This is a genomic window from Streptomyces sp. NPDC002577 (assembly GCF_053594815.1).
In genome coordinates this window covers 643,764-669,385 of the sequence record NZ_JBSFWK010000001.1, presented here as the reverse complement: position 1 = coordinate 669,385, position 25,622 = coordinate 643,764, and the positions used below count along the sequence as shown (strand labels likewise).

General features: G+C 71.3%; 21 protein-coding genes and 3 pseudogenes. 7 read left to right on the top strand and 17 right to left on the bottom strand.

Annotation, left to right across the window (positions count from 1 at the left end; translation table 11 throughout):
• Window positions 1–19: 19 nt before the first annotated feature.
• The 10 genes from ACWD4J_RS03025 to ACWD4J_RS02980 form a co-directional block, all read right to left on the bottom strand.
• Window positions 20–1,606, bottom strand: coding sequence for a glycoside hydrolase family 43 protein (locus ACWD4J_RS03025; protein WP_451393478.1), 1,587 nt, complete (start codon window positions 1,604–1,606; stop codon window positions 20–22).
• Window positions 1,603–2,421 carry a DUF6807 domain-containing protein gene (locus tag ACWD4J_RS03020; RefSeq protein WP_451393624.1) on the bottom strand — a complete coding sequence of 273 codons (819 nt, stop codon included), beginning with the start codon at window positions 2,419–2,421 and terminating at the stop codon, window positions 1,603–1,605. Before ACWD4J_RS03020 ends, ACWD4J_RS03025 begins: the two co-directional genes overlap by 4 nt.
• 32 nt (window positions 2,422–2,453) lie before the next feature.
• Window positions 2,454–3,635 (bottom strand): Gfo/Idh/MocA family protein, encoded by a 1,182-nt coding sequence (locus tag ACWD4J_RS03015; protein ID WP_451393477.1) that lies wholly within the window; start codon window positions 3,633–3,635, stop codon window positions 2,454–2,456.
• A complete protein-coding gene (locus ACWD4J_RS03010) occupies window positions 3,632–3,856 on the bottom strand; it encodes a hypothetical protein (RefSeq protein ID WP_451393476.1) in 225 nt (74 codons plus the stop codon). Before ACWD4J_RS03010 ends, ACWD4J_RS03015 begins: the two co-directional genes overlap by 4 nt.
• A gap of 5 nt (window positions 3,857–3,861) precedes the next feature.
• Window positions 3,862–4,755 (bottom strand): carbohydrate ABC transporter permease, encoded by an 894-nt coding sequence (locus tag ACWD4J_RS03005; protein ID WP_451393475.1) that lies wholly within the window; start codon window positions 4,753–4,755, stop codon window positions 3,862–3,864.
• Window positions 4,756–4,772: 17 nt separating this feature from the next.
• Complete coding sequence (locus ACWD4J_RS03000) at window positions 4,773–5,729, bottom strand: carbohydrate ABC transporter permease (RefSeq protein ID WP_451393474.1); 957 nt, start codon at window positions 5,727–5,729, stop codon at window positions 4,773–4,775.
• A 137-nt stretch (window positions 5,730–5,866) separates the two neighbouring features.
• Entirely contained in the window at window positions 5,867–7,624 is a 1,758-nt protein-coding gene (araD, locus tag ACWD4J_RS02995) for an L-arabinonate dehydratase (protein ID WP_451393473.1), read from the bottom strand.
• A gap of 42 nt (window positions 7,625–7,666) precedes the next feature.
• Window positions 7,667–8,575: a dihydrodipicolinate synthase family protein gene (locus ACWD4J_RS02990; protein WP_451393472.1), complete on the bottom strand. Its 909-nt coding sequence runs from the start codon at window positions 8,573–8,575 to the stop codon at window positions 7,667–7,669.
• Window positions 8,572–9,237: a GntR family transcriptional regulator gene (locus ACWD4J_RS02985; RefSeq protein WP_451393471.1), complete on the bottom strand. Its 666-nt coding sequence runs from the start codon at window positions 9,235–9,237 to the stop codon at window positions 8,572–8,574. The genes ACWD4J_RS02990 and ACWD4J_RS02985 overlap by 4 nt, the downstream gene beginning before the upstream one ends.
• Before the next feature lie 153 nt (window positions 9,238–9,390).
• Window positions 9,391–10,161: an MBL fold metallo-hydrolase gene (locus ACWD4J_RS02980; RefSeq protein ID WP_451393470.1), complete on the bottom strand. Its 771-nt coding sequence runs from the start codon at window positions 10,159–10,161 to the stop codon at window positions 9,391–9,393.
• A gap of 166 nt (window positions 10,162–10,327) precedes the next feature.
• Here ACWD4J_RS02980 and ACWD4J_RS02975 point away from each other — a divergent pair, with 166 nt between their 5' ends.
• Window positions 10,328–10,654 (top strand): hypothetical protein, encoded by a 327-nt coding sequence (locus tag ACWD4J_RS02975; protein WP_451393469.1) that lies wholly within the window; start codon window positions 10,328–10,330, stop codon window positions 10,652–10,654.
• Window positions 10,655–10,801: 147 nt separating this feature from the next.
• Window positions 10,802–11,084 (top strand): annotated as a pseudogene (locus ACWD4J_RS02970) (FHA domain-containing protein); the annotation flags it as partial.
• A 664-nt stretch (window positions 11,085–11,748) separates the two neighbouring features.
• Here the strand turns inward: ACWD4J_RS02970 and ACWD4J_RS02965 are convergent.
• The 3 genes from ACWD4J_RS02965 to ACWD4J_RS02955 all read right to left on the bottom strand — a co-directional run bounded on the left by ACWD4J_RS02965 (window position 11,749) and on the right by ACWD4J_RS02955 (window position 14,674).
• Complete coding sequence (locus ACWD4J_RS02965; RefSeq protein WP_451393468.1) at window positions 11,749–12,339, bottom strand: TIGR03086 family metal-binding protein; 591 nt, start codon at window positions 12,337–12,339, stop codon at window positions 11,749–11,751.
• Between the two features lie 128 nt (window positions 12,340–12,467).
• Window positions 12,468–13,658: a hypothetical protein gene (locus ACWD4J_RS02960; protein WP_451393623.1), complete on the bottom strand. Its 1,191-nt coding sequence runs from the start codon at window positions 13,656–13,658 to the stop codon at window positions 12,468–12,470.
• A gap of 56 nt (window positions 13,659–13,714) precedes the next feature.
• Window positions 13,715–14,674: a 5-dehydro-4-deoxyglucarate dehydratase gene (locus tag ACWD4J_RS02955; protein ID WP_451393467.1), complete on the bottom strand. Its 960-nt coding sequence runs from the start codon at window positions 14,672–14,674 to the stop codon at window positions 13,715–13,717.
• 284 nt (window positions 14,675–14,958) lie between these two features.
• Here ACWD4J_RS02955 and ACWD4J_RS02950 point away from each other — a divergent pair, with 284 nt between their 5' ends.
• The 5 genes and pseudogenes from ACWD4J_RS02950 (at window position 14,959) to ACWD4J_RS02930 (ending at window position 19,486) form a co-directional block, all read left to right on the top strand.
• Window positions 14,959–15,768, top strand: coding sequence for an NAD-dependent epimerase/dehydratase family protein (locus tag ACWD4J_RS02950; RefSeq protein ID WP_451393466.1), 810 nt, complete (start codon window positions 14,959–14,961; stop codon window positions 15,766–15,768).
• Window positions 15,769–16,081: 313 nt separating this feature from the next.
• Entirely contained in the window at window positions 16,082–16,843 is a 762-nt protein-coding gene (locus tag ACWD4J_RS02945) for a DeoR/GlpR family DNA-binding transcription regulator (RefSeq protein WP_451393622.1), read from the top strand.
• Between the two features lie 193 nt (window positions 16,844–17,036).
• Window positions 17,037–17,445 (top strand): annotated as a pseudogene (locus ACWD4J_RS02940) (extracellular solute-binding protein); the annotation flags it as partial.
• Window positions 17,438–18,004: pseudogene (locus tag ACWD4J_RS02935) on the top strand (zinc-binding dehydrogenase); the annotation flags it as partial. The pseudogenes ACWD4J_RS02940 and ACWD4J_RS02935, both read left to right, overlap by 8 nt.
• A gap of 255 nt (window positions 18,005–18,259) precedes the next feature.
• Window positions 18,260–19,486, top strand: coding sequence for a TerD family protein (locus ACWD4J_RS02930; protein ID WP_451393621.1), 1,227 nt, complete (start codon window positions 18,260–18,262; stop codon window positions 19,484–19,486).
• Between the two features lie 180 nt (window positions 19,487–19,666).
• Here the strand turns inward: ACWD4J_RS02930 and ACWD4J_RS02925 are convergent, their stop codons facing one another.
• From ACWD4J_RS02925 to ACWD4J_RS02910, 4 genes are all read right to left on the bottom strand, one after another.
• Complete coding sequence (locus ACWD4J_RS02925) at window positions 19,667–19,894, bottom strand: hypothetical protein (RefSeq protein ID WP_451393465.1); 228 nt, start codon at window positions 19,892–19,894, stop codon at window positions 19,667–19,669.
• Between the two features lie 104 nt (window positions 19,895–19,998).
• Window positions 19,999–21,582 carry a TROVE domain-containing protein gene (locus ACWD4J_RS02920; RefSeq protein ID WP_451393464.1) on the bottom strand — a complete coding sequence of 528 codons (1,584 nt, stop codon included), beginning with the start codon at window positions 21,580–21,582 and terminating at the stop codon, window positions 19,999–20,001.
• Window positions 21,583–22,073: 491 nt separating this feature from the next.
• Complete coding sequence (locus ACWD4J_RS02915) at window positions 22,074–23,534, bottom strand: alkaline phosphatase PhoX (RefSeq protein ID WP_451393463.1); 1,461 nt, start codon at window positions 23,532–23,534, stop codon at window positions 22,074–22,076.
• Between the two features lie 443 nt (window positions 23,535–23,977).
• Complete coding sequence (locus ACWD4J_RS02910) at window positions 23,978–25,417, bottom strand: hypothetical protein (RefSeq protein ID WP_451393462.1); 1,440 nt, start codon at window positions 25,415–25,417, stop codon at window positions 23,978–23,980.
• Window positions 25,418–25,622: the final 205 nt, after the last annotated feature.

The following is a 25,622-nucleotide window of genomic DNA, read 5'->3' as shown; positions in this document are numbered from 1 at the left end:
TACGTGCGGATGAAACAGCTCAGCCGATGGTTCTGAACTGCGTGAACGTGGCCGTCCCGGCGTGTCCCCGGCCGGGCGGAGCGGTGGCGAACAGGCCGAGCAGGGCACCGACCCAGCGCCACGGCGTGGCGGCGAAGACCTGCCCGGAGAGCTGGAATCCGTCGCCCGTGTCCGCGTGGAAGCGGCAGCGGGCGCCCTCCGAGACCTCGATCCGCAGCCGGGCCGTGCCGAGCGGCGCGGGCCGCGGATGCGCGGCGTCCCGGTCCCCGTCGGCGGTCTGCTCGGCGAACCGGTGCACCAGCAGGGCGTCCCCGTCGGCGCCGCGCTCGAGCCCGATCCAGCTGTACGCGTCGCCGAGCACCGCCAGCCCGGCCCTCGCGCCCGGTTCCTCGCTGTCCAGGCGCAGCTCGACCTCCGCGGTGAACTCGGCCGCGGGCAGCCGCTGCGTCAGCACATGCGGCAGCCGCCGCAGGTCGTGCGCGCCCTCGGTCCGTGCGGTGCTCTTCCGGGCGGTGCGTACGCAGGTCAGCCGCAGCCCGTCGCCCGGGTGCCGGCTCGTCCAGCCGTCCTGGGGGTTGGCCGTCCACTGCCACTGCGGTCCGTACCGACCGCCGGGGAAGTCGTCGTCGGAGGCCGGGGCGGACACGGGCTGCGCGGGCAGGTCGGGCTTGCGGTGGACGAGGACGGGCTCGCCGTCGTCGCCGAGCACCGGCCAGCCGTCGTCCGACCACCGCATGGGCTGGAGGTGGACGACCCTCCCGTACGCACCACGTTGCTGGAAGTGCAGGAACCAGTCCTCGCCGCGCGCGGTGCGCACCCAGCCGCCCTGGTGGGGGCCGTTGACGGCGGTGCGCCCCTGGGCGAGGACGACACGCTCCTCGTAGGGGCCGAAGAAGTCCCGTGCGCGCAGCGCGCCCTGCCAGCCGGTCTCCACTCCCCCGGCCGGGGCGAGGATCCAGAACCAGCCGTCGTGCCGGTACAGCTTGGGCCCTTCGAGCGTGAACCAGCCGGGGATGCGGTCGCCGTCGACGATCACCTCGCCCTCGTCGAGCAGCCCGGTGGCGTCGGGCCGCATCCGGTGCCCGGTGAGCCGGTTCTTGATCCCGGAGCGGGACCTGGCCCAGCCGTGCACGAGGTACGCATCGCCGGTCTCGTCGTCCCACAGCGGGCAGGCGTCGATGAGGCCCTTGCCGGCCTCGACGAGGTGCGGGGGCGTCCACGGGCCGTGGATCTCCGGGGCGTTGACCTGGTAGACGCCGTGGTCGGGGTCGCCCCAGAAGATCCAGAACCGGTCGTCGTGGTGGCGGATCGACGGCGCCCACACGCCGCAGTCGTGGCGCGGGACGGCGAACGCCTCTGCGGGTTCGAGCCGGTCCAGGGCGTGTCCGGCCAGGGTCCAGTCGACCAGGTCGCGGGAGTGCAGCAGCGGCAGTCCGGGGGCGCGGCCGAAGCTGGACGCGGTGAGGTAGAAGTCGTCGCCGACGCGCACCACGTCGGGGTCGGACCAGTCGGCGTTCAGGACCGGGTTGCGGTACGTGCCGTCGCCGAGGTCGGCCGTCCAGGGTGCCCGGTTCCCACCCGGGGAGCTCGTACTCGGGGAGGTCATGCGCCCACCGCCTTCCGGACGAGGGCCGCCGCCTGGTCCCGGTCGAGGCGGCCGTCGGCTACGACGGTGACGACACGGCGTACGGCGGTGCCGCCGGGGTCGAGGGGCAGCCGCGCGTCGTGGGCGAGCGACGAGCCGACACCGGGGTATTCGGCGGTGCGCACGAACCACGGGTCGCGGCGGGTCACCTCCGTGGCCCCGGCGAACACGAGCGTCCAGTCCCGGCCGACGAGAGCCAGCCAGGGGGCGCGGCTGCCGTGCACCGCCCGCTCCCCCACGGCGTGGGCCGTGAACACGTCGGGGGCAGCGGCCTCCTTGCGGGCCCGCCAGAAGAAGCCGCCGTACGCCGCGCCGGGGCGCCCGTTGGTGGCGGGGCTGCCGAGCGACAGGGCCCGGTCGGTCGTGTTGGTCAGCGAGAAGGTGAAGTCCAGCGCCCAGGCCCTGTCGCTCAGCGTGGTGGCGGCGACCGTGCGCCGCTCGCGCAGCAGCTCGCAGCCGCCCGCGACCCAGCGGAGCTCTTCCATGAACCCGTCGGGGTCGCTGAGCTGGAACGCCTGGTGGCGCTGGGCGCCGTGGTTGTCGAGCTCGGTGGGGCCCTGGTCGCGGACGAAGGTCCGGCCGCCCCAGAAGTTGTACCCCTCGACGTCGGGAACTGCGACACCGACGCCGAGGTGGTGCTTGTGGTCCGCCGGGCTCAGCTCCGTGACGGCGGTGCCGCCCAGCGTGGTGACGGGATGCAGATACGGGCGGGGAGAGAGCCGCGGGTCCAGTTCGGGCCGGACGGTGTAGCGGCCGACGGGCCGGCCCGCACACATCAGCACGAGGGACTCGGTGGTCACGGATGTTTTCACGATGCGGTCACCTCCTCGGACAGCGCCCAGGAGGCGCCCAGCTCGGAGTAGAGGGAGAGGGTGTCGGCGGCGGCCGCGACCAGCCCGTCGACGCCGGGCACGATCCTGCGGGGCGCACTTTCGCCGGGCTCGCTGCACCATGCCCCGGGCGGCAGCGCCACCGGGTCGGGGGCCTGCCGGATCGCCTCGACGACCCGCATGAAGGCGCCCGTCGACTCCGGGGTGACCAGCAGTTCGGCACCCCGGGTGAGGTGGTCGGCGAGGTTCTCCAGCAGATCCGTCCTGTCGTAGAGGATCTCGCTGGGACCGTGTCCCGCCCGCTGGAGCAGGACACGGTCCTGCTTGTACCAGAAGGTGATGCGGCCGCTGGTGCCGTGCACGACGACGTACGGCTCATCGGGCCGCTCCGCGCACAGGGTCGCCGCGATGGCGACGACACTGCCGCGCGTCGTGGTGATCCGTACGCACGAGGTGTCGTCGGACTCGATGGCGTTGGCGCGGAACAGCTCCGTCTCCACCGAGGCCACGTCGTCGGCGCGGGTGGCGCCGTCGAGCGCGAGGGCGGTGGCGACGGCGTGTGCGAGGGGGTTGGTGAGGACCCCGTCGATCACGTCCACGCCGTCGAGGCGGCGGTGTCCGGCCCAGGGGGCGCGCCGATAGTACGCCTCGTCGCGCGCCCACGCCCCGGCGGCGCCGATGCCCACCGGCTCGCCGATCGCTCCTTCTGTGACGAGTTCGCGGATGGCCGCGATCGCGTGCGAGCCGAGCGACTGGAAGCCGATCTGGCAGGCCACCCCGGCCACGGCCACGCCGTCGGCGATCCGCCGGAACTCCGCATACGAGGGCGCGGGCGGCTTCTCCAGGAGAAGGTGCACTCCGCCTTCGGCCGCCGTGAGCGCCAGGTCGGCGTGGGTCGGGATGGGGGTGCAGATCACGGCTGCGACAGCGCCCGTGGATTCCAGGAGGGCGGCGAAGTCCGCTGACTGCCGCACCTGGCCGAAGCCGTCGAGCTCCTCGGCGGTCAGGGGCGTCAACTCGCAGACTCCGGCGAGCCGGACGAGGCCCCTGGCCTGGAGGCGGCGGATGTTCTCCAGGTGCCATCGGCCGTGGCCGCGGGCGCCGGCGAGGACGACGGGAAGTGGTTCTGGTACCGGTGCGGGTGCGGGCGCGGTGCTCATCGGATCCTCCCGGCTCCGGCTCCGCGCGCGACGTCGTGGTCCGCCTTGGCCGCGCTGTCGATCGGGCCGTGCAGCGACGGGATCCAGCCGTCGTCGGCGGCCAGGGTCTCGCGGCTGAGGTCGCGGGTGTCGTCCGCCGACGCGGGAGCGCCGATCGCCGCCAACAGGGCGATACCAAGGGTTACTTGGAGGGCGCGGCGGCCTCTCAGTGAAACCGGCATGAGTCTCATCCCTTCACCGCCCCGGCGCTGAACCCGGTGACCAGCCACTTCTGGATGAACGCGAAGACGATCACGACGGGCAGCGCGGCAACGACACCGCCCGCGGCCAGCGCGCCCAGATCGACGCTGTCCGCGCTCATCAGGGTCGCCAGGCCGACCGGGATCGTCTGCTTGTCCTGGTTGCTGAGGAACATCAGGGCGAACAGGAAGTGGTTCCAGCTGTGCACGAAGGCGAAGGAGCCGACGGCGATCAGTCCGGGCCGCAGCATCGGCAGGACGACGGCGCAGAAGCCGCGGAAGCGCCCGCAGCCGTCGACCCAGGCGGCCTCCTCCAGCGAGTACGGCACGTTCTTGATGAAGCCGCTGATCAGGATCATCGACAGCGGCAGCTGGAAGACGGCCTCGGCGATGATGACGCTGCCCAGCGAGTTGATCATCCGCAGATTGGCGAAGATCTGGAACAGCGGCACCAGCATCAGCGCGCCCGGGATGAACTGCGAGCACAGCAGCGCCAGCATGAAGCCGCGCTTGATCCGGAAGTCGAAGCGGGCCAGGGCGTAGCCGCCGGCGAGCGCCACGACCGTGGTCATCAGCATGGAGGCGACACCCACGAGGAGGCTGTTCTGGAAGAACACCCCGAAGCTGCGCTCGGTCCACACCTTCTCGAAGTGCTCGAAGGTGAGCGGCCAGGGCAGCAGCGAGGTGGAGCCCGCGGGCCGGATCGCGAAGAGCAGCATCCAGTAGAAGGGGATGAGCGTGAAGAGCAGGTAGAGGCCGAGCGGCACATAGATCTGCCAGCGCGGGACCTCGTCCCAGGCCCGCTTCCGGCGCCCGGGTGCGGGACCGCTCGCCGCGGGGGGCACGGCGGCAGGGGCGGCGGGTGCGGTTGTCTCCACCATGTCGGCGTCCTTGGTGATCACTTGTCCTCGCCTCCGAACTTGCTCAGCCGCAGATAGACCATCGAGCAGAAGAGGAGGATCACGAAGGCGATGGAGGTCAGCGCGGAGGCGTAGCCGAAGTCGTGGGAGTCGACGGCGATGGAGGCGATGCGCAGCGGCAGCGTCGTCGTCTCGCCCGCGGGGCCGCCGCCGGTGAGGGTGTAGAGCAGGTCGACGTTGTTGAACTCCCAGACCGCGCGCAGCAGCGTGGACAGGATGATCGCGTCCTTCAGGTGCGGCAGCGTGATGTGGAAGAACTGCCGGACGCGGCCGGCGCCGTCCACCTCGGCCGCCTCGTACAGGTCCTTCGAGACGGACTGCAGGTCGGCGAGGATGAGGATCGCGAAGAACGGCACGCCGCGCCAGAGTTCGGCGGTGACGACCGCCGGGAAGACGGTGCTGGTGTCGGAGAGCCAGGACGTTCCGTACGAGCCGATCCCCATGTCGGCGAGGTAACGGGTGATGCCCGTCTGGGAGTTGTAGATCAGCAGCCAGATCGTCGAGGTGAGGACGCCGGAGACGGCCCACGGCGAGAAGACCAGCGCGCGGGACACGGCCCGTCCGACGAACGTCTGGTTGACGATCAGGGCGAGCCCGAGGCCGAGCAGCAGCTGCAGGACGACCTCGACGACCACCCACTGCAGGCTGAAGCCGAGGGTCGACCAGAACTGCGGGTCGTCGGTGAAGGCGGTGACGAAGTTCTCGAAGCCCGCGAAACCGTTCCGCCAGGGCTTGGTGGGGTTGTAGTGCTGCAGGCTGTAGTAGAAGACGCTGAGCACGGGGTAGGCGATGAAGCCCAGCATCAGCAGGGCGGCCGGCGCGATCAGCAGATACGGGAGCCGGCGCGGCGTCGCGCCCGTGCGGCGCCGTCGGGGCGCCCGGGACCGGGTGGGCGCCCCGGGTGGTCGTTTCGCCACGGCTGCGGCTTGGGCCATGACTGCGCTCCGTTCTGGGGGTCTGGTTCGGCGGGGCAAGCGCTTTCTCGACGGTCGAGGTGCTTGCCGGGCGGCTTTCGGGATACCGGCTGATCAGGGCGGGGCAGGTGGCGTCAGGTCGGGGGACGGCGGCTCGGTCAGCCCGCGTAGGGATCCGGCACCTTCCCCGGTCTGGCGAGGAAGGCGAAGTCGCAGCCGGTGTCGGCCTGGGTGATCTGCTCGTGGTAGAGCGCGCCGTAGCCGCGCTCGAACCGCTCGGGCGGAGGCGTCCACGCGGCCCGGCGCCGCGCCAACTCTTCTTCAGGGACGTTGAGTTGGAGGGATCGCGCCTCGACGTCAAGGTTGATCGAATCCCCGGTCCGTACGAGGGCGAGCGGCCCGCCGACGTACGACTCGGGTGCGATGTGCAGCACGCACGTCCCGTACGACGTTCCGCTCATCCGGGCGTCGGAGATCCGCACCATGTCGCGCACGCCCTGTTTCAGCAGGTGGTCGGGGATGGGCAGCATCCCGTACTCGGGCATGCCCGGGCCGCCCTTGGGACCGGCGTTGCGCAGCACCAGCACATGGTCCGGGGTGATGCCGAGGGCCGGGTCGTTGATGGTGCGCTGCATGGTCTTGTAGTCGTCGAAGACGACGGCAGGGCCGGTGTGCTTGAGCAGGTGCGGCTCGGCGGCGATGTGCTTGATGACGGCGCCGTCGGGGCAGAGGTTGCCGCGCAGCACCGCCACGCCGCCCTCGGTCGCGACCGGGTTGTCGCGGGTGCGGATCACGTCGTCGTTGTGCACGAGGGCCCCGGCGAGCTGCTCGCGCAGGGTGTCGTGGGCGACCGTGGGCCGGTCGAGGTGGAGCAGATCGGTGATCCGGGAGAGGAAGCCAGGCAGGCCGCCCGCGAAGTGGAAGTCCTCCATCAGGTACGGGCCGCCGCCGGGGCGGATGTTGGCCAGCACCGGGACCGTACGGGCGATGCGGTCGAAGTCGTCGAGCGTGAGCCGCACCCCGGCCCGCCCGGCCATCGCGATCAGGTGGATGACGGCGTTGGTGGAGCCGCCGAGGCCGAGGACGGTCGTCACGGCGTCGTCGAAGGCCTCGCGGGTGAGGAACTCGGACAGCTTCCGGTCCTGCCTGACGAGTTCGACGATGCGTAAGCCGGCCGCGGCCGCCATCCGGTCGTGCCCGGAGTCCACAGCGGGGATCGAAGAGGCGCCCGGCATGGTCACGCCCAGCGCCTCCGCCGCGGCGGTCAGCGTGGACGCCGTACCCATGGTCATGCAGTGGCCGGGCGAGCGGGCGAGTCCGCTCTCCAGCTCGCTGATCTCGCAGTCCCCGATGAGCCCGGCGCGCTTGTCGTCCCAGTACTTCCACATGTCGGTGCCGGAGCCCAGGACCTCGCTCCGCCAGTGGCCCGGCAGCATGGGCCCTGCGGGCACGAACACGGCGGGCAGGTCGACGCTCACCGCGCCCATCAGCAGCGCGGGCGTCGACTTGTCGCAGCCGCCCATCAGCACCGCGCCGTCGACGGGATAGGACCGGAGCAACTCCTCGGTCTCCATCGCCAGCATGTTGCGGTAGAGCATGGGCGTGGGCTTCTGGAAGGTCTCGGACAGCGTGGAGACGGGGAACTCGAGCGGGAAGCCGCCGGCCTGCCACACGCCCCGCTTCACCGCCTGCGCGCGGTCCCGCAGATGGACGTGGCAGGGGTTGATGTCGGACCAGGTGTTGAGGATCGCGATGACGGGCTTGCCCAGGTGCTCCTCGGGCAGATAGCCGAGCTGGCGGGTACGGGCGCGGTGGCTGAAGCTGCGCAGCCCGTCGGTGCCGTACCACTGGTGGCTGCGGAGCTGGTCGGGGCTGCGCCGCGCGTTCGCGGCGCGCCCCCTGTTCTCGCCGGTCATATCGACCACCTCTCGCTGGTCATCTCGACCGCCTCTCGCCGGTCATACGGACCACCCCGCGGCGATCGCAGCGACCTCGGCGCGCTGGGCCTCGGGCAGCACCTTGCTCGGGGCGCGTACGTCGCGGCGGCACAGGCCGAGCGAGGCCAGGGCCTCCTTGACGACGGTGACGTTGTTGGCGGAGCCGTGGGCGGCCCTCAGTTCCTCGAAGCGCCTGATCTGCTCCCACACCTTCATCGCGGCCGGGTAGTCGCCGGATCGAAGCGCTTCGATCATGTTCATGGAGACGGCGGGGGCGACGTTCACGAGCCCGGAGGTGAAGCCGGTGGCGCCCGCGGAGAAGTACGAGGGCGCGTACGGCTCGGCGAGCCCCGCGATCCAGACGAAGCGGTCCAGGCCCGCGTCGCGCGCGAAGCCCGCGAACCGGGCCGCGTCCGGCACCGCATACTTCACGCCGATGACGTTGGGGCAGGCCTCGCCGAGCTCGGCGAGGCGCTCGCCGCTCAGCGCCGCGTTGCGGATGTAGGGGACGACGCCCAGCTCGGGGACGGCCTCCGCGACCGCCCGGTGATAGTCGACCCAGCCGCCCTCGGAGACGTACGGATGCACGGGCTGATGGACCATCACCATCTGCGCCCCGGCCTCGCGGGCGTGGCGGGCGGCGGCGACGGCGGTCGGCACGTCGTGGCCCACGCCGACCAGGATCGCGGCCCGCTCGCCCGCCTCGTCGATCGTCAACTCGGTGACGTCCCGGCGCTCTTCGGGGGTCAGGGCGTAGAACTCGCCCGTGTTGCCGTTCGGGGTGAGGATCCGCACGCCGCCGTCGAGGATCCGGCGCAGCAGGGCGCGATGCGCGTCGTGATCGATCGTGCCGTCCTCGGTGAACGGTGTGACCGGGATCGCCACGACGTCGGCGAGCGCCGCCCGCTGGGGCTCGAACGTCGCTGTCATGCCTGCTCACCCACTCCCTTGGCCTCCCCGGGCTCGGGGAAGGCCCGTTGCACGAACGACGCGATGTGCGCGTGGAGGGCGCCCGCCGCGCCGTCCGCGTCGCCCTCGAGGGCGAGCCGCAGGATCTCCCGGTGTTCGGCGGCCTCCCGCTCCCAGGAGGGGTCGGCCGCCCAGGCGACGGCGGAGACCAGGGCCGCCTGGTCGCGGACCTCGTCGAGCATGCGGCCGAGCAGCGGATTGCCGCAGGGCACGTAGAGGGCGCGGTGGAACTCCCGGTTGGCGAGGGAGCGTTCGGCGGTGTCGGCGGCCCGGTCGGCGCGGGTCAGGGCGTCACGTGCCGCATCCAGGGACGCGCCGCGCCTGACCGCTCGCCGCAGCGCCTCGGGTTCCAGCAGCAGTCGCACGTCGTAGACCTCGCGCGCCATGTCCGCGTCCACCATGCGCACCGTGACGCCCTTGTACTGGTTCATCACGACGAGCCCGGTGCCGGCCAGGGTCTTGAGCGCCTCGCGCACGGGCGTCTTGGACACCCCGAACTGCGCGGCGAGCTCGGTCTCGACCAGCGCCTGCCCCGGCGTCAGCTGACCGGTGAGGATGCGGTGTTTGATCCCCTCCAGCACGAACTGCGTGCGGGAGGGGATCGGTGTGGGCACAGAGGTCATGCGCGCCTCTCGGATCTCGCATATCGCGTCTCATATATGACGTACGAAGTACGACGCGTTGAAGGTAGGAGGGGGCCTGTGTTTCGTCAACGCTTCCGACAGAAGAACTTCTTTGAACAGGCTTGAGCGCGTTGCGAGTTACGGCTGTGCGCGTTACGCGACGCCACCGATGACCTGGACGTTCCCTTCGCGGGCCGTCACCGTGGGTCCGCCGAACGCGGCAGCGGCACGCGCGGTCGCCGACTCGGGCGTGAGCGTCGGCCCGACATGGGTGATGAGGAGTTCGCGGACACCCGCGGCGCGGGCGACCGCACCGGCGTCTTCCGGCGTCAGATGCACCTGCTGCTGTTCGCTTTCGTGATGCCGGTCGATGTCGGCCTCGCAGAGCAGCACGTCGGCTCCGGAGGCGAGTCCGGCCAGTGCCGCGCACGGCCCGCTGTCCCCCGAGTACGCGAGTACGGCCCCGCCGCACTCGGCCCGCAGCCCGTACGCCTCGGTGTCGTGCACGACGGCCCGGCTGGTCAGCCGAAGCCCGCCGAGCCGCACTTCATGTCCGTCGTACAGCGCCTCGAATGCGAAGACGCCGTTCAGGAACGCGGGATCGGACCGCCCGAAGAACCCGGCGAGGCGGCGCGCGCAGTCAGCGGGCGCGTACACGGGGATGGGCGCCTCGGGAGTCAGCCCTCCGTACGCGAGCCCGTACACCGCCGACAGCAGATCGGCGTTGTGGTCCGCATGCAGATGCGAGATCCAGATCCCCGACAGTCGCGCGGGGTCGGTGTGCCGCTGCAACTCAGCGAAGGTCCCCGGTCCAGCATCCACCCACACCTCGGCCCCGCCACCGCTCAGCAGATACCCGGAGCAGGGACGGCCGGGCTGGGGGTGGGGGGAGGCGGTGCCGAGGGTGATGAGTGTCAGGGGCATGGGGGGAGGCTAGTCGGGCCTCACCGGTCAGGGAACGGCTTTCAAGAGCCCTGCGGACACGGCGACGCCGACCCCTGCCGCCTCGCCAACGGGGCCTATTGCACAGCAACTTGACCATGCGACTCCACTACGCCTTCGCTACCATGCGGCCTCGAAGGGGGCGGCCGTGAGCGAGCAGCAGGAGGCACGCAGTGCGCTCCTCGCTGCCCGGTACGCGCGCGCCAAGGACACCGTGACCACCATCGCAGCCCCTCTACTGGCAAGCGGTGGCTTGGGTCTGATCGGCGTCGTCGCCGCGGGCGAGGACAAGTTCCGGTGGCCCGGACAGGCTCTGCTGCTGGTGACGCTCGCCGCCATCCTGCTCGTCTCGTGCGGGCACCACCCCCCGGCGGCACGCACGCCGGCTGGCGCTGGACCGCCTTCGCCGCCGTCCTCCTCGCCGTCGCGATGGAGGCTGCCTGGACACTCCTGGAGCGCGGCGGCCTTGCCCTGAGGACCTGGCAGCGGCGCCGACGCCTGCGCCAGGCTGCCCGTTCCGCCATTACTTCCAACGGATAGAGGTGAGCTGCTGGTGAACAACCCCCATGACCAGGAGGAGCCGCACACTCCCCCCAACCCGACTCCTGATGTGGGCCATGGAGTGCCGGAACTCGTACTGGAATCGAACGGACGGACCTGGACGCTCGATGCGTCCAGGTCGTACACGCTCGGACGTGATCCGCAGGGAGACATCGTGTTCGGTGACGCCAGGGTGTCCTGGCGTCACGCCACGATCAGCTGGGGCGGCCGTAATTGGGTCATCGGAGACCTCGGCAGCACGAACGGCACCTTCGTGCAGGGCCAGCGGATTCACCAGATGGAGATAGGCCCCGGCTCCGCCGTACATCTGGGCAACGCGACGGACGGCCCGCTGCTGAACATCCAGGGCTGGGATCAGGCAGACGCCGCGGCCGGGTTTGGGCCGGTCGGATCTCCTGCGCGGCCTGAGCGGGGCCTTGCCGGTCCCCCACCCAAGCTCGAAGCCACGTCCAGCGGCTACCAGCGGGGCGTGCCACCGCCGCTGCACCTGAGCCCGCCACCGGCAGCACCCGCGCCACCGCCACTGCACCTGAGCCCGCAACCGGCACACCCCTATAGCCCGCCACCTCCACCGCTCTCGAGCCCGCCACCTCCACTGCTCCCGAGCCCGCCACCGTCATTGCTAGGACGTCGCTCCCGCATGGGAGGTGCCGGAGAGGCAGATGCGTGCCCTGGGTGTGGCGTGGTGTACCCGCGTATGTGGCAGCGGCTGCGCGGGGCACGTGGCCGCCACGAGGCCAACTGCCGGCTCGCATCCGTTCCCCTGCGCCATGTTGCCGGCCTGGACATGGCTGATGCCCTGCTCCTCCTGGGAGACGGGGAATCGCAGACCGGCGGGGACGAGACCCACTGACCCCGACGCCGACTCGAGCGCCACCTCAAGCCGGGAAACCGCCTGAGGCGGCTGCCGGGCGCCGGGTGCGCTGAGTGCACACGACACGGTTCCGGGCACCTCTTGCCGGGGGCCATTTGCTCCGGCGTCGCCACAGAGACAATCTCGTCAGTAGTTCAGGCCGGGCTCCAGCCCGGATCGCGGCCGCTCAGGCCGATGGCGCGATCCAGGAGCGGGGCGTCGGCCGGGACGGGGACGACCGGGCCGAACAGACCACCGCCGCCGGCCGGATCCTTGGCCGCCTCGGCGAGGAAGCTGTGTGCGGCCTCCAGGCTCGGGGTGTCGGGCGCGTAGTCCTGGCCCGTGGCGCGGGCCAGGTCCCAGCCGTGTACGACGAGCTCGTCCATGGCGACGGCGCCCGCCACCGCACCCGGCAGATCGACGCCGCCCGCGCGGGTCATGCCCTCCCACGCCCGCGGGTCCCGCCACGCCTCGGCCAGCTCGCCGAGCAGCTTCGGCAGGACGCTCCGCCAGTCCGGTTCCACGTCCGGCACGAACGATCCGGGGGAGGTGTCGGTCGTCGGGCCCAGGTCCTTGCGCGCGGCGTCCCGGAAGGCTCCGGTCAGCCCGAGGACGTGGCCCAGCAGATTGTGTACCGCGTAGTCCGGGCAGGGGGTGGCGGCGCCCATCTGCTCCACGGTCACGTGCTCGGCGAGCCGCGCCACCAGCCTGGTCTGCGGTCCGAAGTCGACAATGGGGTCGGTCATGGCGCTCTCCTCGCTGATCCTGGCCTCTCACCTCAATGAGACCCCCCGTGGACCCAGAACTCATCGCCGACGGCCAAGGCACTTTTCCGATCCCGCGGCCCACGCCTCAGACCCACGATGACCGGGCCTTACGCCAGCGCGGCCAGCGCCCCCCGTACCGCCTCCAGATCCCCGTCCGATGCCAGCCCGGCGTGGTACAGCCGCAGCTCCGTCGCGCCCGAGTCGGCCGCGCGGGCCGCGTCGGCCGCCAGGGTGGCCGGGCTGCCGCCCATGCCCGAGACGATCGTGAAGTTGGCCGCGAGGACGCCGCGCTCCCCGCGGTGCTCGGCGAAGGGCGCCAGCAGACCCGTGCCGCCCGTGCAGGGCACCACCACACCGTCGGCCACGGACAGGATGTGCGCGGGATCGACGCCCGCGTTCGCTCCGCAGTGGTACGAGACGGGGTCCGCGTGCAGCAGCACCTGGAAGCCGTCCGAGCCGTCCGTACGGGACGCGGCGGCGGCCGTGCGTACCGCCGAGACCGCGGCCTCCTGAAGCGTGCGGGCCGTTTCGTCGCGCCACGCGCGCGTGGCGGCCGCCGTTTCGGCGCCGAGGAGTTTCTCGATGGCCGGCCAGCCGCCCTCCGAAGGCGCGCCCCGCCATACGGGCTCCAGGGCGCCCCGGACGGTGGCAGCCAGATCCTCGGGGTCGAGCCCCTGTCGCGTGTAGCCGTCACGGCAGGACGGGCAGAAGCAGAGCGACATCAGGTACTGCTCGGCGTCGCCGAGACCGACGCCCGCGATCTTGTCGTGGGCGTGCAGGTGTGCGAGCCCGTACCAGCCCAGCGACTCCAGCTCGGTGCCGCGCGCGCCGGGCCGTACCGCCGCCTCGGCCGCCAGGTCGATCAGGTACGCGCGCGTGGCGGGCTGCGCGATGCACGGCGCCCAGGGATAGCGGTCGCCGTAGGCATTGACCACGGAGGTGGCCGGATGCTCGGCGCCCAGACGGGAGTTGTGCGCGAGCACGACCCAGGTGTGCACGTCGAGGCCCGCTGCGGCCAGGGCCCCGGCGGCCTCTGCGAAGGCGTCACCGGGTGCCCAGTCACCGGCGGGGTACGGCCGCAGACTCCGCCCTTCCCACCGCTCGGGGGACGGCGGGTACAGCACGGCGGCGTGCTCGGCGGTCACGATGCGGTGGCGCGGATGACGCGGGGTCAACGCGCGCGTGGAGTGATAGGCGGACGCGAGGGTCACCTGCCGGACGCCGAGGTCCGCGATACGGGCCGCGGCGTCCGGATCCCCGACGACGTCCCAGGGATAGACGAACACGGAGGTCTTCAGACCATCGTTCATGCGCTCAGACCATCTTTCATGCGTTCAGACCGTCATCCATGGGTTCAGACCGCCCGTCCTTCATGCGTCTCCTCCAGCAGGGCGTAACCGCGCTCGATCAGCCCGGCCAGGCGCTCGATGTGGTCCTGGGCGGGCTCGTGCAGCGGCGGCCGTACCTCGCCCACGTCGAGGCCGCGCAGCCTGACGCCCGCCTTGACCAGCGAGACAGCGTATCCGCGGCCCTGGTTGCGCAGCTCGACGAGGGGTCGGTAGAAGCCGTCGATGAGGCGGCCCGCGGTGGCGTCGTCGCCGGAGTTCAGCGCCTTGTGGAAGGCGAGCGCGATCTCGGGCGCGAAGCAGAAGACGGCCGAGGAGTAGAGCGTGACGCCGATGCCGCGGTAGGCGAGGCCGGTGAGTTCCGCCGTCGGCAGGCCGTTGAAGTACAGGAACTCCTGGCCGGGCAGCTCCTGGCGCACGGCGCTGATGATGCGCTGCACCAGGTCGAGGTCTCCGACGCCGTCCTTGAGGCCGACGATCCGGGGGTGCCGGGCGAGCTCGACCACGGTCTCCGGCGTGAACACGGCGTTGTCCCGCTGGTAGACGATGATGTCCAGCGAGGTCGCGTCGGCGAGCTGCGTGTAGTGCCGCACCAGCCCGTCCTGCCCGGCGATCACGAGGTACGGGGGCATGGCGAGCAGTCCGTCGGCCCCGGCTTCCTCGGCGAGCTTCGCGTACCGCACGGCGAGCGCGGTGCCGTATCCGGCGCCGGCGACCACGGGAACGCGGCCCGCCGCCTCCTCGACGGCCGCGGCGACGCAGGCCTGGAACTCCTCCGGCGTGAGCGCGTGGAACTCGCCGGTGCCGCAGCAGGCGAAGACGGCGGCCGCGCCCGCCTCCACACCGCGGCGGACATGGGCACGGTAGGCGTCGAGGTTGAGGGAGCCGTCGGGGCCGTAGGCGGTGACAGGGAAGAACAGCGGTCCACTGGGGTTGCGGAGCCGAGCGGCGAGTCGGGCTGGCGTCACGGGCTCTCCCTTGGGCGTCGCTGATCCCGACCGGCGTGCACGTTTCTGATCAACGTCTATATTTCTGAACCCGCTCAAGCTAAGGCGGCCTTCAGGGGCCGGTCAAGCGGGCAAAACCGCTCTATAGAAGGGAATTTCCGCCGTTCACGGAACGCCGGCGGAACACTCCGGAGCACCCGGCGGACACTTGACTGCACCATTGGCTGATCCCTAGCGTTTCCAAGGATGTGAATTCTGTACATGCACAAGGTCGTCCAGGGCGGCCTTGCCCCGAGGAGACCCGCATGCCCGCTCCCCGCACCGTCCTGCTCACCGGCGCCGCCGGCGGCCTCGGCACCCTGATGCGGGGGCTGCTGCCCGCCTACGGCTACGAGCTGCGCCTGTTCGACATGGTGCCGATCGAGGGCGAGCCGGACGCGATCGCCGCCGACCTCGCAGACAGGGACGCGCTGCGCGAGGCCGTGCGCGGGGTCGATGCGATCATCCATCTCGCGGGCATCTCCCTGGAAGCATCCTTCGACAAGATCCTCAAGGCGAACATCGAGGGCACGTACAACCTCTACGAGGCCGCGCGCGAGGAGGGCGTCCGCAGGATCGTCTTCGCCTCCTCCAACCACGCGGTCGGCTTCACCCCGCGCCCCCAGGGCGAGGACCCCCTGATCCCCATCGACACGCCGCGCCGCCCCGACACCTTCTACGGCCTGTCGAAGTCCTTCGGCGAGGACCTCGCCCAGCTCTACTGGGACAAGCACGGTCTGGAGACCGTCTCTGTGCGCATCGGCTCCTGCTTCATGGAGCCGACGAACGTCCGCATGCTCTCGCTCTGGATGTCGCCGGGCGACGGCGCCCGCCTCTTCCACGCCGCGCTGACCGCCGAGAACGTCGGGCACACCGTCGTCTACGGCTCGTCCGCCAACACCCGCCTGTGGTGGGACCTGTCGACGGCCCGCGCTCTGGGCTACGACCCGCAGGACGACTCCGAGCAGTACGCCGAGAAGCTCATCGCGGAACAGGGCGAACTCGACTTGGACAACCCGGACCATGCCCACCTGGGCGGTCACTTCTGCACGAACCCGCCGATCTGGCCGTACTGACACGTCTGACGCTGCCGGCACCAGCGCACCGACGCCGACGGACACCGGCGAACCCGCGGGCGGGCACCAAACGGGCTCGCCCGGCGCGCTGTTCGGGCATGTGAAGCGCCCGAATCCACTCGCACCCGCTCTCCCTGCCTGGTCCGCCGCGGGCACACCCCCTCTCGAACGGGCACAAACGGGCGGTATCGGCTCTGCAACGAGCCTGGTCACCACCTTCCCCCCGCTGTAGAACTTCCCCACAGAGCCCGAACGGGTTCTCCGGAGCCCGAACGGGCAGCCCGTGCGGGAAGTGCAAGGGGGTGTGGTGACCATGACGGCCGAGGAGCGTCAGCGCGCAATTGTCCGGGCGGCACGCCGGGCGGGCTCCGTCGACGTCGCCACACTCGCCGCCGACCTGGGCGTGGCCAGGGAGACGGTCCGCCGCGATCTGCGCGTGCTGGAGGACCACGGTCTGGTGCGCCGTACGCACGGTGGCGCCTATCCCGTGGAGAGCGCGGGATTCGAGACGACCCTCGCCTTCCGCACCACCATGCACGTACCCGAGAAGCGCCGGATCGCGGCCGCCGCGGCCGAGCTGCTCGGGGACGCCGAGACGGTCTTCATCGACGAGGGGTTCACGCCTCAGCTGATCGCCGAGGCGCTGCCCCGCGACCGGCCGCTGACCGTGGTCACCGCGTCACTGGCGACCGCGGGCGCGCTCGCCGAGGCCGAGAACACCACCGTGCTGCTGCTCGGCGGCCGGGTGCGCGCCGGGACGCTCGCGACCGTCGACCACTGGACGACCCGGATGCTCGCCGGATTCGTGATCGACCTGGCGTACATCGGGGCGAACGGCATCACCCGCGAACACGGTCTGACCACGCCCGATCCCGCGGTCAGCGAGGTGAAGGCGCAGGCCATGCGCGCCTCTCGGCGCACGGTCTTCACCGGGGTCCACACCAAGTTCGGCGCTGTCAGCTTCTGCCGTTTCGCGTCGGTCGGCGACCTCGAGGCCATCGTCACGTCCACCCGACTGCCCCTGTCCGACGCCCATCGCTACTCCCTGCAAGGGCCGCAGGTCATCCGAGTCTGACTCACCCCCGTCTGCGTACCGGACCGCGCCGGACGTAGTTCACCGCACCCACTGACACCCGTTATATCGCCATAAATCCAGTCGTCCACGTGCACAATCCTGCAGCCGACACGCAACACGCACACCCAGGAGCCGACATGCGCAACCAGTGCCGACCAAGCCGTTCCGACGGCGGCGACTCCACGCCAAGGACCACCTGACCATGCCCGAGAAGCCGACCTGGCAGCAGGTGGCGGATCTGGCGGCCCAGGTGGACGCCAAGGAGAAGGACATGAAGGGCATCTGCCTGCGCGGACTGCCCGGCTGGGGCGAGGCGCTGGCACCGCTGACCACCGTGGTCAACACCATGGGCGGCACCTGGTTCGACAAGGACTGGACGGCGCGCCTGGACTCCCCCGAGTTCAAGAAGGCGACGAAGTTCTATGTCGACCTGGTACGCAAGCACGGCGAGGCGGGCGCCGCGCAGTCCGGGTACGCGGAGTGCCTGAACAACGTCACCCAGTCCGACCGCCATGTGGTACGACTCCACGGCCGCGACCGGTTCACTGGAGGCCTCCGGCTCCCCGGTCAAGGGAAAGATCGGCTACGTACCCGCTCCGGTCGCTGTCCTGCGCGGTACGCGGCTACGACGTGCTGCGGTCCCGGCTCGGCGCCCACGTGCTGATCTACGGCTCCGGGACCATGGGCCTGATGATGCTGGAGCTCGCCAAGCGGACGGGCGCGGCGAGCGTCGACGTGGTCGACATCAACGCGGACCGCCTGGAGACCGCGCGACGGCTCGGCGTCTCCGGTTCCGCCGGAGACGCCGACGAGCTGGACCGCCCCCAGGGCTGGGACGTCGTCGTCGACGCGACCGGCAACGCGGCGGCGATCCAGGACGGCCTGGGCCGGGTGGCGAAGGCGGGGACGTTCCTGCAGTTCGGGGTCGCCGACTACGCGACGCGCGTCACGATCGACCCGTACCGGATCTACAACCAGGAGATCACCATCACCGGTTCGATGGCGGTACTGCACAGCTTCGAACGGGCGGCGGACCTCTTCGCCGGCGGCGTGCTGGACCCGGAGGTCTTCATCAGCGACCGGGTGCCGCTGGCAGAGTATCCGCGGGCACTGGAGCAGTTCGCTTCAGGCGTGGGGCGAAAGATCGTGGTGGTGCCGTGAGATTCTTTCCCCCACCCCGCCCCTTCCCGTAACTGGGGCTCCGCCCCAGACCCCGGTCCTCAATCGCCGGACGGGCTGAATTTTCAGCCCGTCCGGCGATTGAGGACGAGGCGGCGCAGCCGCCGATCAACGGGGGTCCAGGGGACGCAGCCCCATGGTTACGGGAAGGGGCGGGGTGGGGGAAAGAACCGCCAATAACCCCCGAGGTAAGGGAACGGTAAAGCGGACCCGCTCGTTATCCCAGGCATGACAGCTATGACCCCAGGCTCGAACATCCCTCTCACCGCCCCCCGCGTGGCGGTCGACGTCACCGCCCCGGTGCGGCTCGACGTATCGGGCCTGCTGCTCACCGCCGACGGCAAGGTGCGGTCCGACGAGGACTTCATCTTCTACAACCAGCCCGCAGGTCCCGGTGTCACCTACCGATCGGGCGGCGGCACCGCGCCGGACGCGATCACGGTGGACACGGCGGCCGTCCCCCCGGGCATCGAGAAGATCGTCGTGACGGCGAGCCCGGACGCGGCAGGACAGACGTTCCAGGGCATCGAGCCCACGGCCACCATCCGCAACGCCGACGACGGCTCGGTCCTCGCGACGTTCACCCCGCCGCAGCTCGGCACGGAGACAGCACTGGTGATCGTCGAGATCTATCTGCGCAACGGCGCGTGGAAGGCCCGCGCGGTGGGCCAGGGGTATGCGAACGGCCTGGCCGGTATCGCGACTGACTTCGGGGTGACGGTCGAGGAGGAGCCCGCCCAGGCCCCGGCCCCGGCGGCCCCGGTCCAGACGCCGCCTGCACCGCCGGTGGCGCCGCCCGCGCCCCCGGTGGACCCGCGCGTCGCGGCCCCGCCGGTCCCCGCCGCTCCCCCGGCCGCGGCGCCCGCCGCCCCCGCGCCCGGCGCCGGGAAGATCAACCTCGACAAGGGCCGCGTCAGCCTGCAGAAGAACCAGACGGTGTCCCTGGTCAAGGGCGGCCGCCCGCTGCTGTCGCAGGTCAAGATGGGCCTCGGCTGGGAGCCCGCCTACCGCGGCAAGGACATCGACCTCGACGCCTCGGTCATCGCGTACGGCCCGCAGCGCAACCACGTCGACAGCTGCTACTTCGGCAAGCTGTCGATCGTGAACGGCGCGATCAAGCACTCCGGCGACAACCTCACCGGCGAGGGCGGCGGGGACGACGAGGTGATCGTGGTCGACCTGGGCCGGCTGCCCCAGGACGTGACGGGCCTGGTCTTCACGGTCAACTCGTTCTCCGGCCAGAAGTTCACCGAGGTCGCCAAGGCGTACTGCCGCCTCCTCGACGCGGCGACCGGCGAGGAGCTCGTCCGCTTCGACCTGACGAACGCCGAGCCGCAGACCGGCGTGATGATGGCCAAGCTGATCCGCCAGTTCTCCGGCGAGTGGGAGATGACCGCGCTGGGCGACTTCGTGAAGTCGCGCACGGTCCGGGGCATGGTGAAGCCGGCGGCGCAGGCTCTGTAGCGCTGCGGGCCACCGGCTGGCAGGGGGGCGCGGGCGGGACGGGCATCGACGGACGTGCCAGCCCGCCGCCCGGCTCCACCTGTGTCCCGTGGACGGCCCGAGGGACTCCAGCCCGTCGGGCCGCTGGGTCTCAGGGCCTCAGGGCCTCAGGGCCTCAGGGCCTCAGGGCCTCAGGGCCTGTCAGAGCTTGACGAGCTTGGCAAAGGGACTCAGAAACCTCCCCTGGCGGCCCGCGAAATCGACGAGTACGGCGTGATCGCCCTCGACTCCGTTGACCCTTCCGAGTCCGTACTGATCATGTGAGACCCGGTCGCCCACAGCGAACTGCTCGATGGGCTCGGCCGGTGCTGGCGGAACATTGAAGGGGCTGGTGGGGAGGTGGCGTCGCGTACCTGGTGGCTTTGTCATCAGTCGCAGTATGCGCGCCGGGGACTGCAGCGCGCCAGGTTTACGGTGGTGGCCACGTATGCCGGGGCCCGGCTCCGGGCCGTTCCACGGCCGGCCGAGGCCGCTCAGTCCAGCCACGGCCAGCGCGCGTCCCGCGACGCCTCGAGCAGCGGCACCATCCGGAACGCCGCGTCCGACAGTCCCCCGAACACGTGCCGGTTGCCGGTGCCGGACGCGCCGTGGCCCGCCCGGTACCCGGCGAGGTTCCAGGTGTACACCGGGACGTGCGCCGGGACCTGCTCGGTCGGGTCGCCCGCCCCGTGGTACGTGGCCTGCTCGTCGGTGACGATCAGCACGCGGTCGTGCCGCCTGTAGTGCCGGCGTACCGCCTCGGTGGTGTTCGTGCCGCCGAGGTCGCCGAAGCGCCCCAGGACCTTCAGCACGGACTCGCCCTTGCGGAAGGGCACCTGTGCGCTGCCGGTGCCGAACTCCACCAGGTCGGCGTGCGCGGCCCGCATCGCGAGCGCCGCGCCGAAGACCGCCGCCGCGTCGGCACGGCTGAGCTCCGAGCGGTCGGACATCCGCGAGAAGAACATCGACCCCGAGCGGTCGACCAGGATCAGCGTCCGGCCGGGCAGCGCCGGGACGTTCGCCAGCGAGTGGCCGAGCGCCTTCTCCAGCGGGTACGCCCAGCGCAGCGAGGGAGCGTGCCGGTACGCGGCGAGGTAGCGGAAGGGGAACTGCCGCGAGCGCGCCACGGCCTCCGGGTCGGAGATCTCGATGGCGACCTGCGCCGCGACCTCGTCCGAGACCCCCGCCTCGTCGAAGTTCCTCAGGTTGCGGACCAGGGCCATCGCGCCCATGGACGGAATCACGGCCTCCCAGGCCGCCTTGTCCATCGGCCCCTGCAGCCAGCCCGCGAGCGCCTCCCAGGTGATGCCCGCCTCGGCGAGCCGCCCGACGCCGCCGGGCCCGGTGACGACCGCGCGCCGCTCGGCGACGGGCAGCGACATGAGCTCCCGGTGCGCGGTGAGCACACGGCTCGACGCGGGCGGGACGGCGGTGTCCGGGTGGTGCCGACGGTCCAGGGCGTACTGGAAGAGCTCGCCCTGCCACGGCTTGTCCGGGTCGGGCGCGGCGTGCACCAGATTGAGGATGTCGCCGAAGCGGTAGCCCTTGGACACGGTGTCGTACTTCAGCAGCGACTTGCCGCCGTACAGGCGGCGAACGGCGTCGGCGACGCCGCGCTTGACGGGCTTGGGCACATTGCGGCCGTGGGTCGCGGTCCAGTACGCGAGGAGCTCACCCGGCTCGTCGGGGCGCTGCAGTACGGACGCGACGACCTGGCGGTTCGCGGGGCCGTGGGTCGCTCCTGCGTCGAGGCGCGCCTTGACGTACTCGGCGGCGCCGACGAGCGAGGCGGTCCGCATGTTGCCCTCGCCGCGCAGCCAGCCGAGCAGGTCCGCGGTCCACTCCGGGTCCTCGACGGCGAGCTGCCGGACGAGCGCGGCGAACCGGTCGTCGCGGGCTTCGCCGCTCTCGTAGAAGGTCTGCTGCGACACGAAGTTGGCCACCGAGAGCAGAAAGAGCTCGGAGCGCGGGTCCCGGAGGTGGCCGGGGCCGCCCTCGTGGGTGCGGGTCCGCCGACCGGTCGTACGGACCGGCGAGGTCCCCTGCGGCTTGGCGAACCTGTTGTTGAAACGCGCCATGTGAATTCCCCCGAATTCATTCGTCTTTCGGAGGGAGGCGCGACAAAAGGAGGGTGCCCGAGGTCAGGAGTCGGCGACGGACTGTTCAGATGCTCTACCAATTGAGCTACACCGACCCGAAGTCGATGACGGGACTCGAACCCGCAACATTCCGATCCCCAAGAAGTAACCGTTGCCTGCGCACCGGGCACCCACCATTTGCTGCGCCTCCCGAGATCGAATCGGCGGCGGCATGGGATTCTTTTTCGAGAAGAAGTAGCCGCAGCCTGCGCACCGGAAGGTGCATGAAGTTGTGGTGTCCAGAGGTCGAGGCCGGCGGAACCGACAAGGTGCTCTGCCCTCTGAGCTACACCGGCGCGTGGTACCGGTGGCGGGACTCGAACCCGCGGCCGCCCCATTTAGAGTGGAAGTAGGTCCTGCCTTCGCACCTGGACGTGCATCACTCTAGGAGGCGTACCGCGGGCCGGGCCAACGAATTAATCTCCGTGAATTCAGCCGCGCTTCTGCCGCTTCCACGGCCCTGTGATCGCCAGCATGATTCCCGGCGTCTGGATGTTCGCGTACAGGGTCTTGCCGTCGGGCGAGAAGGTGACACCGGTGAACTCGCTGTACTCCGGCTCCGCCTCGGTGCCGAGGTTCATCTCGTTGCGCGCGATGGGGTACGTACGGCCGCTTTCGGTCGCGCCGAAGAGGTGCTGGATGCCCTCGCCGTCCTCGGCGATGACGAGGCCGCCGTACGGCGAGACCGTGATGTTGTCGGGGCCGTCGAAGGCGCCGTCGACGGACGGGTCGGGGTTGACACCGAGGAGCACCTTCAGCGTGAGGGTGCGGCGCTTGGGGTCGTAGAACCAGACCTGGCCGTCGTGCTGGACGGGGCTCTCCGCACGGGCGTACGAGGAGACGATGTACGCGCCGCCGTCGCCCCACCACATGCCCTCGAGCTTGCGGGCGCGGGTGACCTCACCGGCCGCGAACTGCTTGCGCACGGAGACGGTCTTCGCGTCGCGGTCGGGTACGTCGATCCAGTCCACGCCGTACACCGTGCCGATCTTCGTGGCGCGGGAGAGGTCGTCGACGAAGCGGCCGCCGGAGTCGTAGCACTTGGGGGCCTGCAGCACGCCGGCGTCGTCGGCGAGGGTGCGCAGCTTGCCGCGGCCGTGCTCGAAGCCGGCCGGCGGGGTCCAGCGGTAGAGCAGGCCGTTGGGGCTCGCGGCGTCCTCGGTGAGGTAGAGGTGGCCGCGCTTGGGGTCGACGACGACGGCCTCGTGGGCGTAGCGGCCGAGGGCCTTGATGGGCTTCGGGTCGTGGTTGGCGCGGGCGTCGCTCGGGTCGACCTCGAAGACGTAGCCGTGGTCCTTGGTCATGCCGCCCGAGCCGGCCTTGTCCTCGGTCTCCTCGCAGGTGAGCCAGGTACCCCAAGGGGTGGCGCCGCCCGCGCAGTTGGTGGAGGTGCCGGCGATGCCGACCCACTCCGCGACCCCGCCGCCGGGGCGCACCTCGACGACGGTGCAGCCGCCGGACGCGGCCGGGTCGTAGACGAGGCCGTCGGTGAGCGGCACCGGGTACGGCCAGTTGGCGCGCGGGCCCTTCAGCTCGTGGTTGTTGACGAGCAGCGTCGTGCCGCGCGGGCCCGCGAAGGTGGCGGTGCCGTCGTGGTTGGACGGGGTGTACTCGCCGGACTCCAGCTTGGTCCTGCCGCTGTAGGTGACGATGCGGTAGGAGAAGCCGGCGGGGAGGGCGAGGATGCCCTGCGGGTCGTCGACGAGAGGGCCGTAGCCGACGCCGTCGACGGCGTCGGCGGTGTCCTCGAGGTCCGCGCCGTCCACGGGCTCCGTGTCCTGGCTGGCGAGGGCGCCGGGCGCGGTGGCGAAGGCTCCGACGCTGCCGACCAGCGCGACACCGGCACCGGTGATCGCGGATCGTCTGGCGAAGTCCCTGCGGGTGAGCGACATGATTTCTCCTGAGGCCTGAGGGCGCGTTCGGCTGGCTGGCGATGTCGGGGGGGTGGCGCGGCGGGACTGTGTGCGGGGGTCACAGTGCCGCGCGCGCTCAAACGCCAGTTGAACTCCGCCCGACTTCTCCGGCCTCAGGAGACGTCCTTCCGTGGACCGGGCCCACCCCCCTGGGGGTGCGGGTACTGTCCACGGCACCCGTCGTCGTGGGTTGTGCCCACCCTCCCCCAGCTACCGCTGGGAGGTGCCCCCAGCCCTGCGGATCGCCTGCCCACAACGGTAGGGACAGCCCGCAGCCGCCGTCCGGCCGAAGGGGACGTGCCGGGATGTGCGCCCGCTGGGGGTACCTCCCAGGCCCTTAAGGCACTGGGGGAGTACATCCCGGCGCGGCCCCGACCCACCCACCGGCAGGTGGCGAACCCACCACCGGCCGGAGGCGCCCGTCACCCCCCGTGCGCCGACCGCGCCTTGAACGCCGCCTTGCGCGCTTCCTTCGCCACCTTCCTGTCGGGATGCAGCCGCCCCATCGCCTCGAGCACATCGGCCGTACCGGGATGGTCGACGCGCCACGCCGTGTCGAAGAAGCCGCTGTGCTGCTGCGCCAGGCCCTCCACCAGAGCCTGGAGCTCCGTCGAGTTGCCCTCGGCGGCAAGCTGCGCGGCAAGCGTGTCGATCGTCAGCCAGAAGATCATGGCCTCGGACGGCGGCGGCACGTCGCCCGCACCGTGCTCGGTGAGCCAGACGCGCGCGAGTCCGCCGAGCTCGGCGTCGTCGAGTACGGCACGCAGCGCGGGCTCGGCCGCGCCACCGACCAGCGACAGCGCCTGCTGGCAGCGCAGCCGCCGCAGCGGCGCTCCTACGTCGCCGCCCCGTGCGGCGCCGAGCAACTCCTCGGCCGCGGCGAGCGGTTCACGCCGTGCGAGCCACTGTTCGATCTCGGCGTGCGCCGCGACCTGCGGGAATCCGGCGGTGCCGTCGAGCAGGCCGTCGGCGTTCCTGTCCGCGAGGTCACCGACGGCGGGCACGTCGAGGCCCGCCTCCTGCATGCGCGCGCGCATGCCGTAGAGGCCGAGCGGGGTGAGCCTCACCATTCCGTACCGCGTGACGTCGATGTCGTCGGCGGGTGCGCCCGGCTCGTCGCCGGCCCCTTCGTCGGCCAGCAGGGTCTCGTCGACCGGCTGGAACTCCACGAGACCGACGGGTTCGAGCATCCGGAACTGGTCGTCGAGCCGCATCATGGCGTCCGAGACCTGCTCGAGGACGTCGTTGGAGGGCTGCCCCATCCCGTCGGGCACGATCATCGACGCGGCGAGCGCGGGCAGCGGCACGGGCTCCTCGCCGGGCCCGTCCTCGCTGACGCTCAGCACGTAGAGGTTGCCGAGCACCCCGTCGAGGAATTCGGCCTCCGCCTCCGGGTCCCAGTCCAGCTGCTCGAAGTCGATCTGTCCGTCTTCCTCGATGGCCTCGACGAGATCGTCGAGGTCGGGCACGGCCGCGTCGGCCAGCACGGTCTCCAGCGCGTCGAGCCAGAGGCCGAGGATGTCGCGGGGGCCGCCGGAGGTGATGAGGCCGAGGTTCTCGCCGCGGGCGACGGTGCCCTCCTCCTCGTCCGTGATCTCGACCAGGCCGGTGTCGACGGCGACGCGCCACGCCTCGCTCGCAAACGCCGCTCCGTCCTCGTCGTCCGCGAGGCCCAGCTCCGCCGCGGCGACCGGGAGCTGTTCGTCCACGAGCTCCCCGCCCGCCCCGACGCGGGTGTCCGGTCCCGCCCAGCGGGCGAGCCGCACGGCGCGGGAGAGCAGCGGCGCGGCGAGGGCGTCCCTCGCCAGCTCCGCTTCGGAGTGCAGCCGCACCGGCGGCAGCGTGGAGGGGCTTACGGACATCGGCTGGTTCTCCTCGGGACGTGTGGGGCGGCCGGTCCGCGAAGGTCCGACCGGGTCAGCCTAGACCGATATGACCGCGTGCCGCCTGCCCGTCCGCCCTCGTGGAGCGCCCCGCCGCCCGGGCCGGAACGAGATCAAGCCACGCGCCGCCGCGGTTCATGTTCCGGTCAGGGTTCGTCACCCGGGTCGCCCCTTGACAAGTCCC

What these genes read in the sequence shown, in the direction of transcription:
- ACWD4J_RS03025 (WP_451393478.1), bottom strand. Translation starts at nt 1,606, where the DNA reads ATGACCTCCCCGAGTACGAGCTCCCCGGGTGGGAACCGGGCACCCTGG.
- ACWD4J_RS03020 (WP_451393624.1), bottom strand. Translation starts at nt 2,421, where the DNA reads ATGTGTGCGGGCCGGCCCGTCGGCCGCTACACCGTCCGGCCCGAACTG.
- ACWD4J_RS03015 (WP_451393477.1), bottom strand. Translation starts at nt 3,635, where the DNA reads ATGAGCACCGCGCCCGCACCCGCACCGGTACCAGAACCACTTCCCGTC.
- ACWD4J_RS03010 (WP_451393476.1), bottom strand. Translation starts at nt 3,856, where the DNA reads ATGCCGGTTTCACTGAGAGGCCGCCGCGCCCTCCAAGTAACCCTTGGT.
- ACWD4J_RS03005 (WP_451393475.1), bottom strand. Translation starts at nt 4,755, where the DNA reads ATGGTGGAGACAACCGCACCCGCCGCCCCTGCCGCCGTGCCCCCCGCG.
- ACWD4J_RS03000 (WP_451393474.1), bottom strand. Translation starts at nt 5,729, where the DNA reads ATGGCCCAAGCCGCAGCCGTGGCGAAACGACCACCCGGGGCGCCCACC.
- araD (WP_451393473.1), bottom strand. Translation starts at nt 7,624, where the DNA reads ATGACCGGCGAGAACAGGGGGCGCGCCGCGAACGCGCGGCGCAGCCCC.
- ACWD4J_RS02990 (WP_451393472.1), bottom strand. Translation starts at nt 8,575, where the DNA reads ATGACAGCGACGTTCGAGCCCCAGCGGGCGGCGCTCGCCGACGTCGTG.
- ACWD4J_RS02985 (WP_451393471.1), bottom strand. Translation starts at nt 9,237, where the DNA reads ATGACCTCTGTGCCCACACCGATCCCCTCCCGCACGCAGTTCGTGCTG.
- ACWD4J_RS02980 (WP_451393470.1), bottom strand. Translation starts at nt 10,161, where the DNA reads ATGCCCCTGACACTCATCACCCTCGGCACCGCCTCCCCCCACCCCCAG.
- ACWD4J_RS02965 (WP_451393468.1), bottom strand. Translation starts at nt 12,339, where the DNA reads ATGACCGACCCCATTGTCGACTTCGGACCGCAGACCAGGCTGGTGGCG.
- ACWD4J_RS02950 (WP_451393466.1), top strand. Translation starts at nt 14,959, where the DNA reads ATGCCCGCTCCCCGCACCGTCCTGCTCACCGGCGCCGCCGGCGGCCTC.
- ACWD4J_RS02945 (WP_451393622.1), top strand. Translation starts at nt 16,082, where the DNA reads ATGACGGCCGAGGAGCGTCAGCGCGCAATTGTCCGGGCGGCACGCCGG.
- ACWD4J_RS02930 (WP_451393621.1), top strand. Translation starts at nt 18,260, where the DNA reads ATGACCCCAGGCTCGAACATCCCTCTCACCGCCCCCCGCGTGGCGGTC.
- ACWD4J_RS02925 (WP_451393465.1), bottom strand. Translation starts at nt 19,894, where the DNA reads ATGACAAAGCCACCAGGTACGCGACGCCACCTCCCCACCAGCCCCTTC.
- ACWD4J_RS02920 (WP_451393464.1), bottom strand. Translation starts at nt 21,582, where the DNA reads ATGGCGCGTTTCAACAACAGGTTCGCCAAGCCGCAGGGGACCTCGCCG.
- ACWD4J_RS02915 (WP_451393463.1), bottom strand. Translation starts at nt 23,534, where the DNA reads ATGTCGCTCACCCGCAGGGACTTCGCCAGACGATCCGCGATCACCGGT.
- ACWD4J_RS02910 (WP_451393462.1), bottom strand. Translation starts at nt 25,417, where the DNA reads ATGTCCGTAAGCCCCTCCACGCTGCCGCCGGTGCGGCTGCACTCCGAA.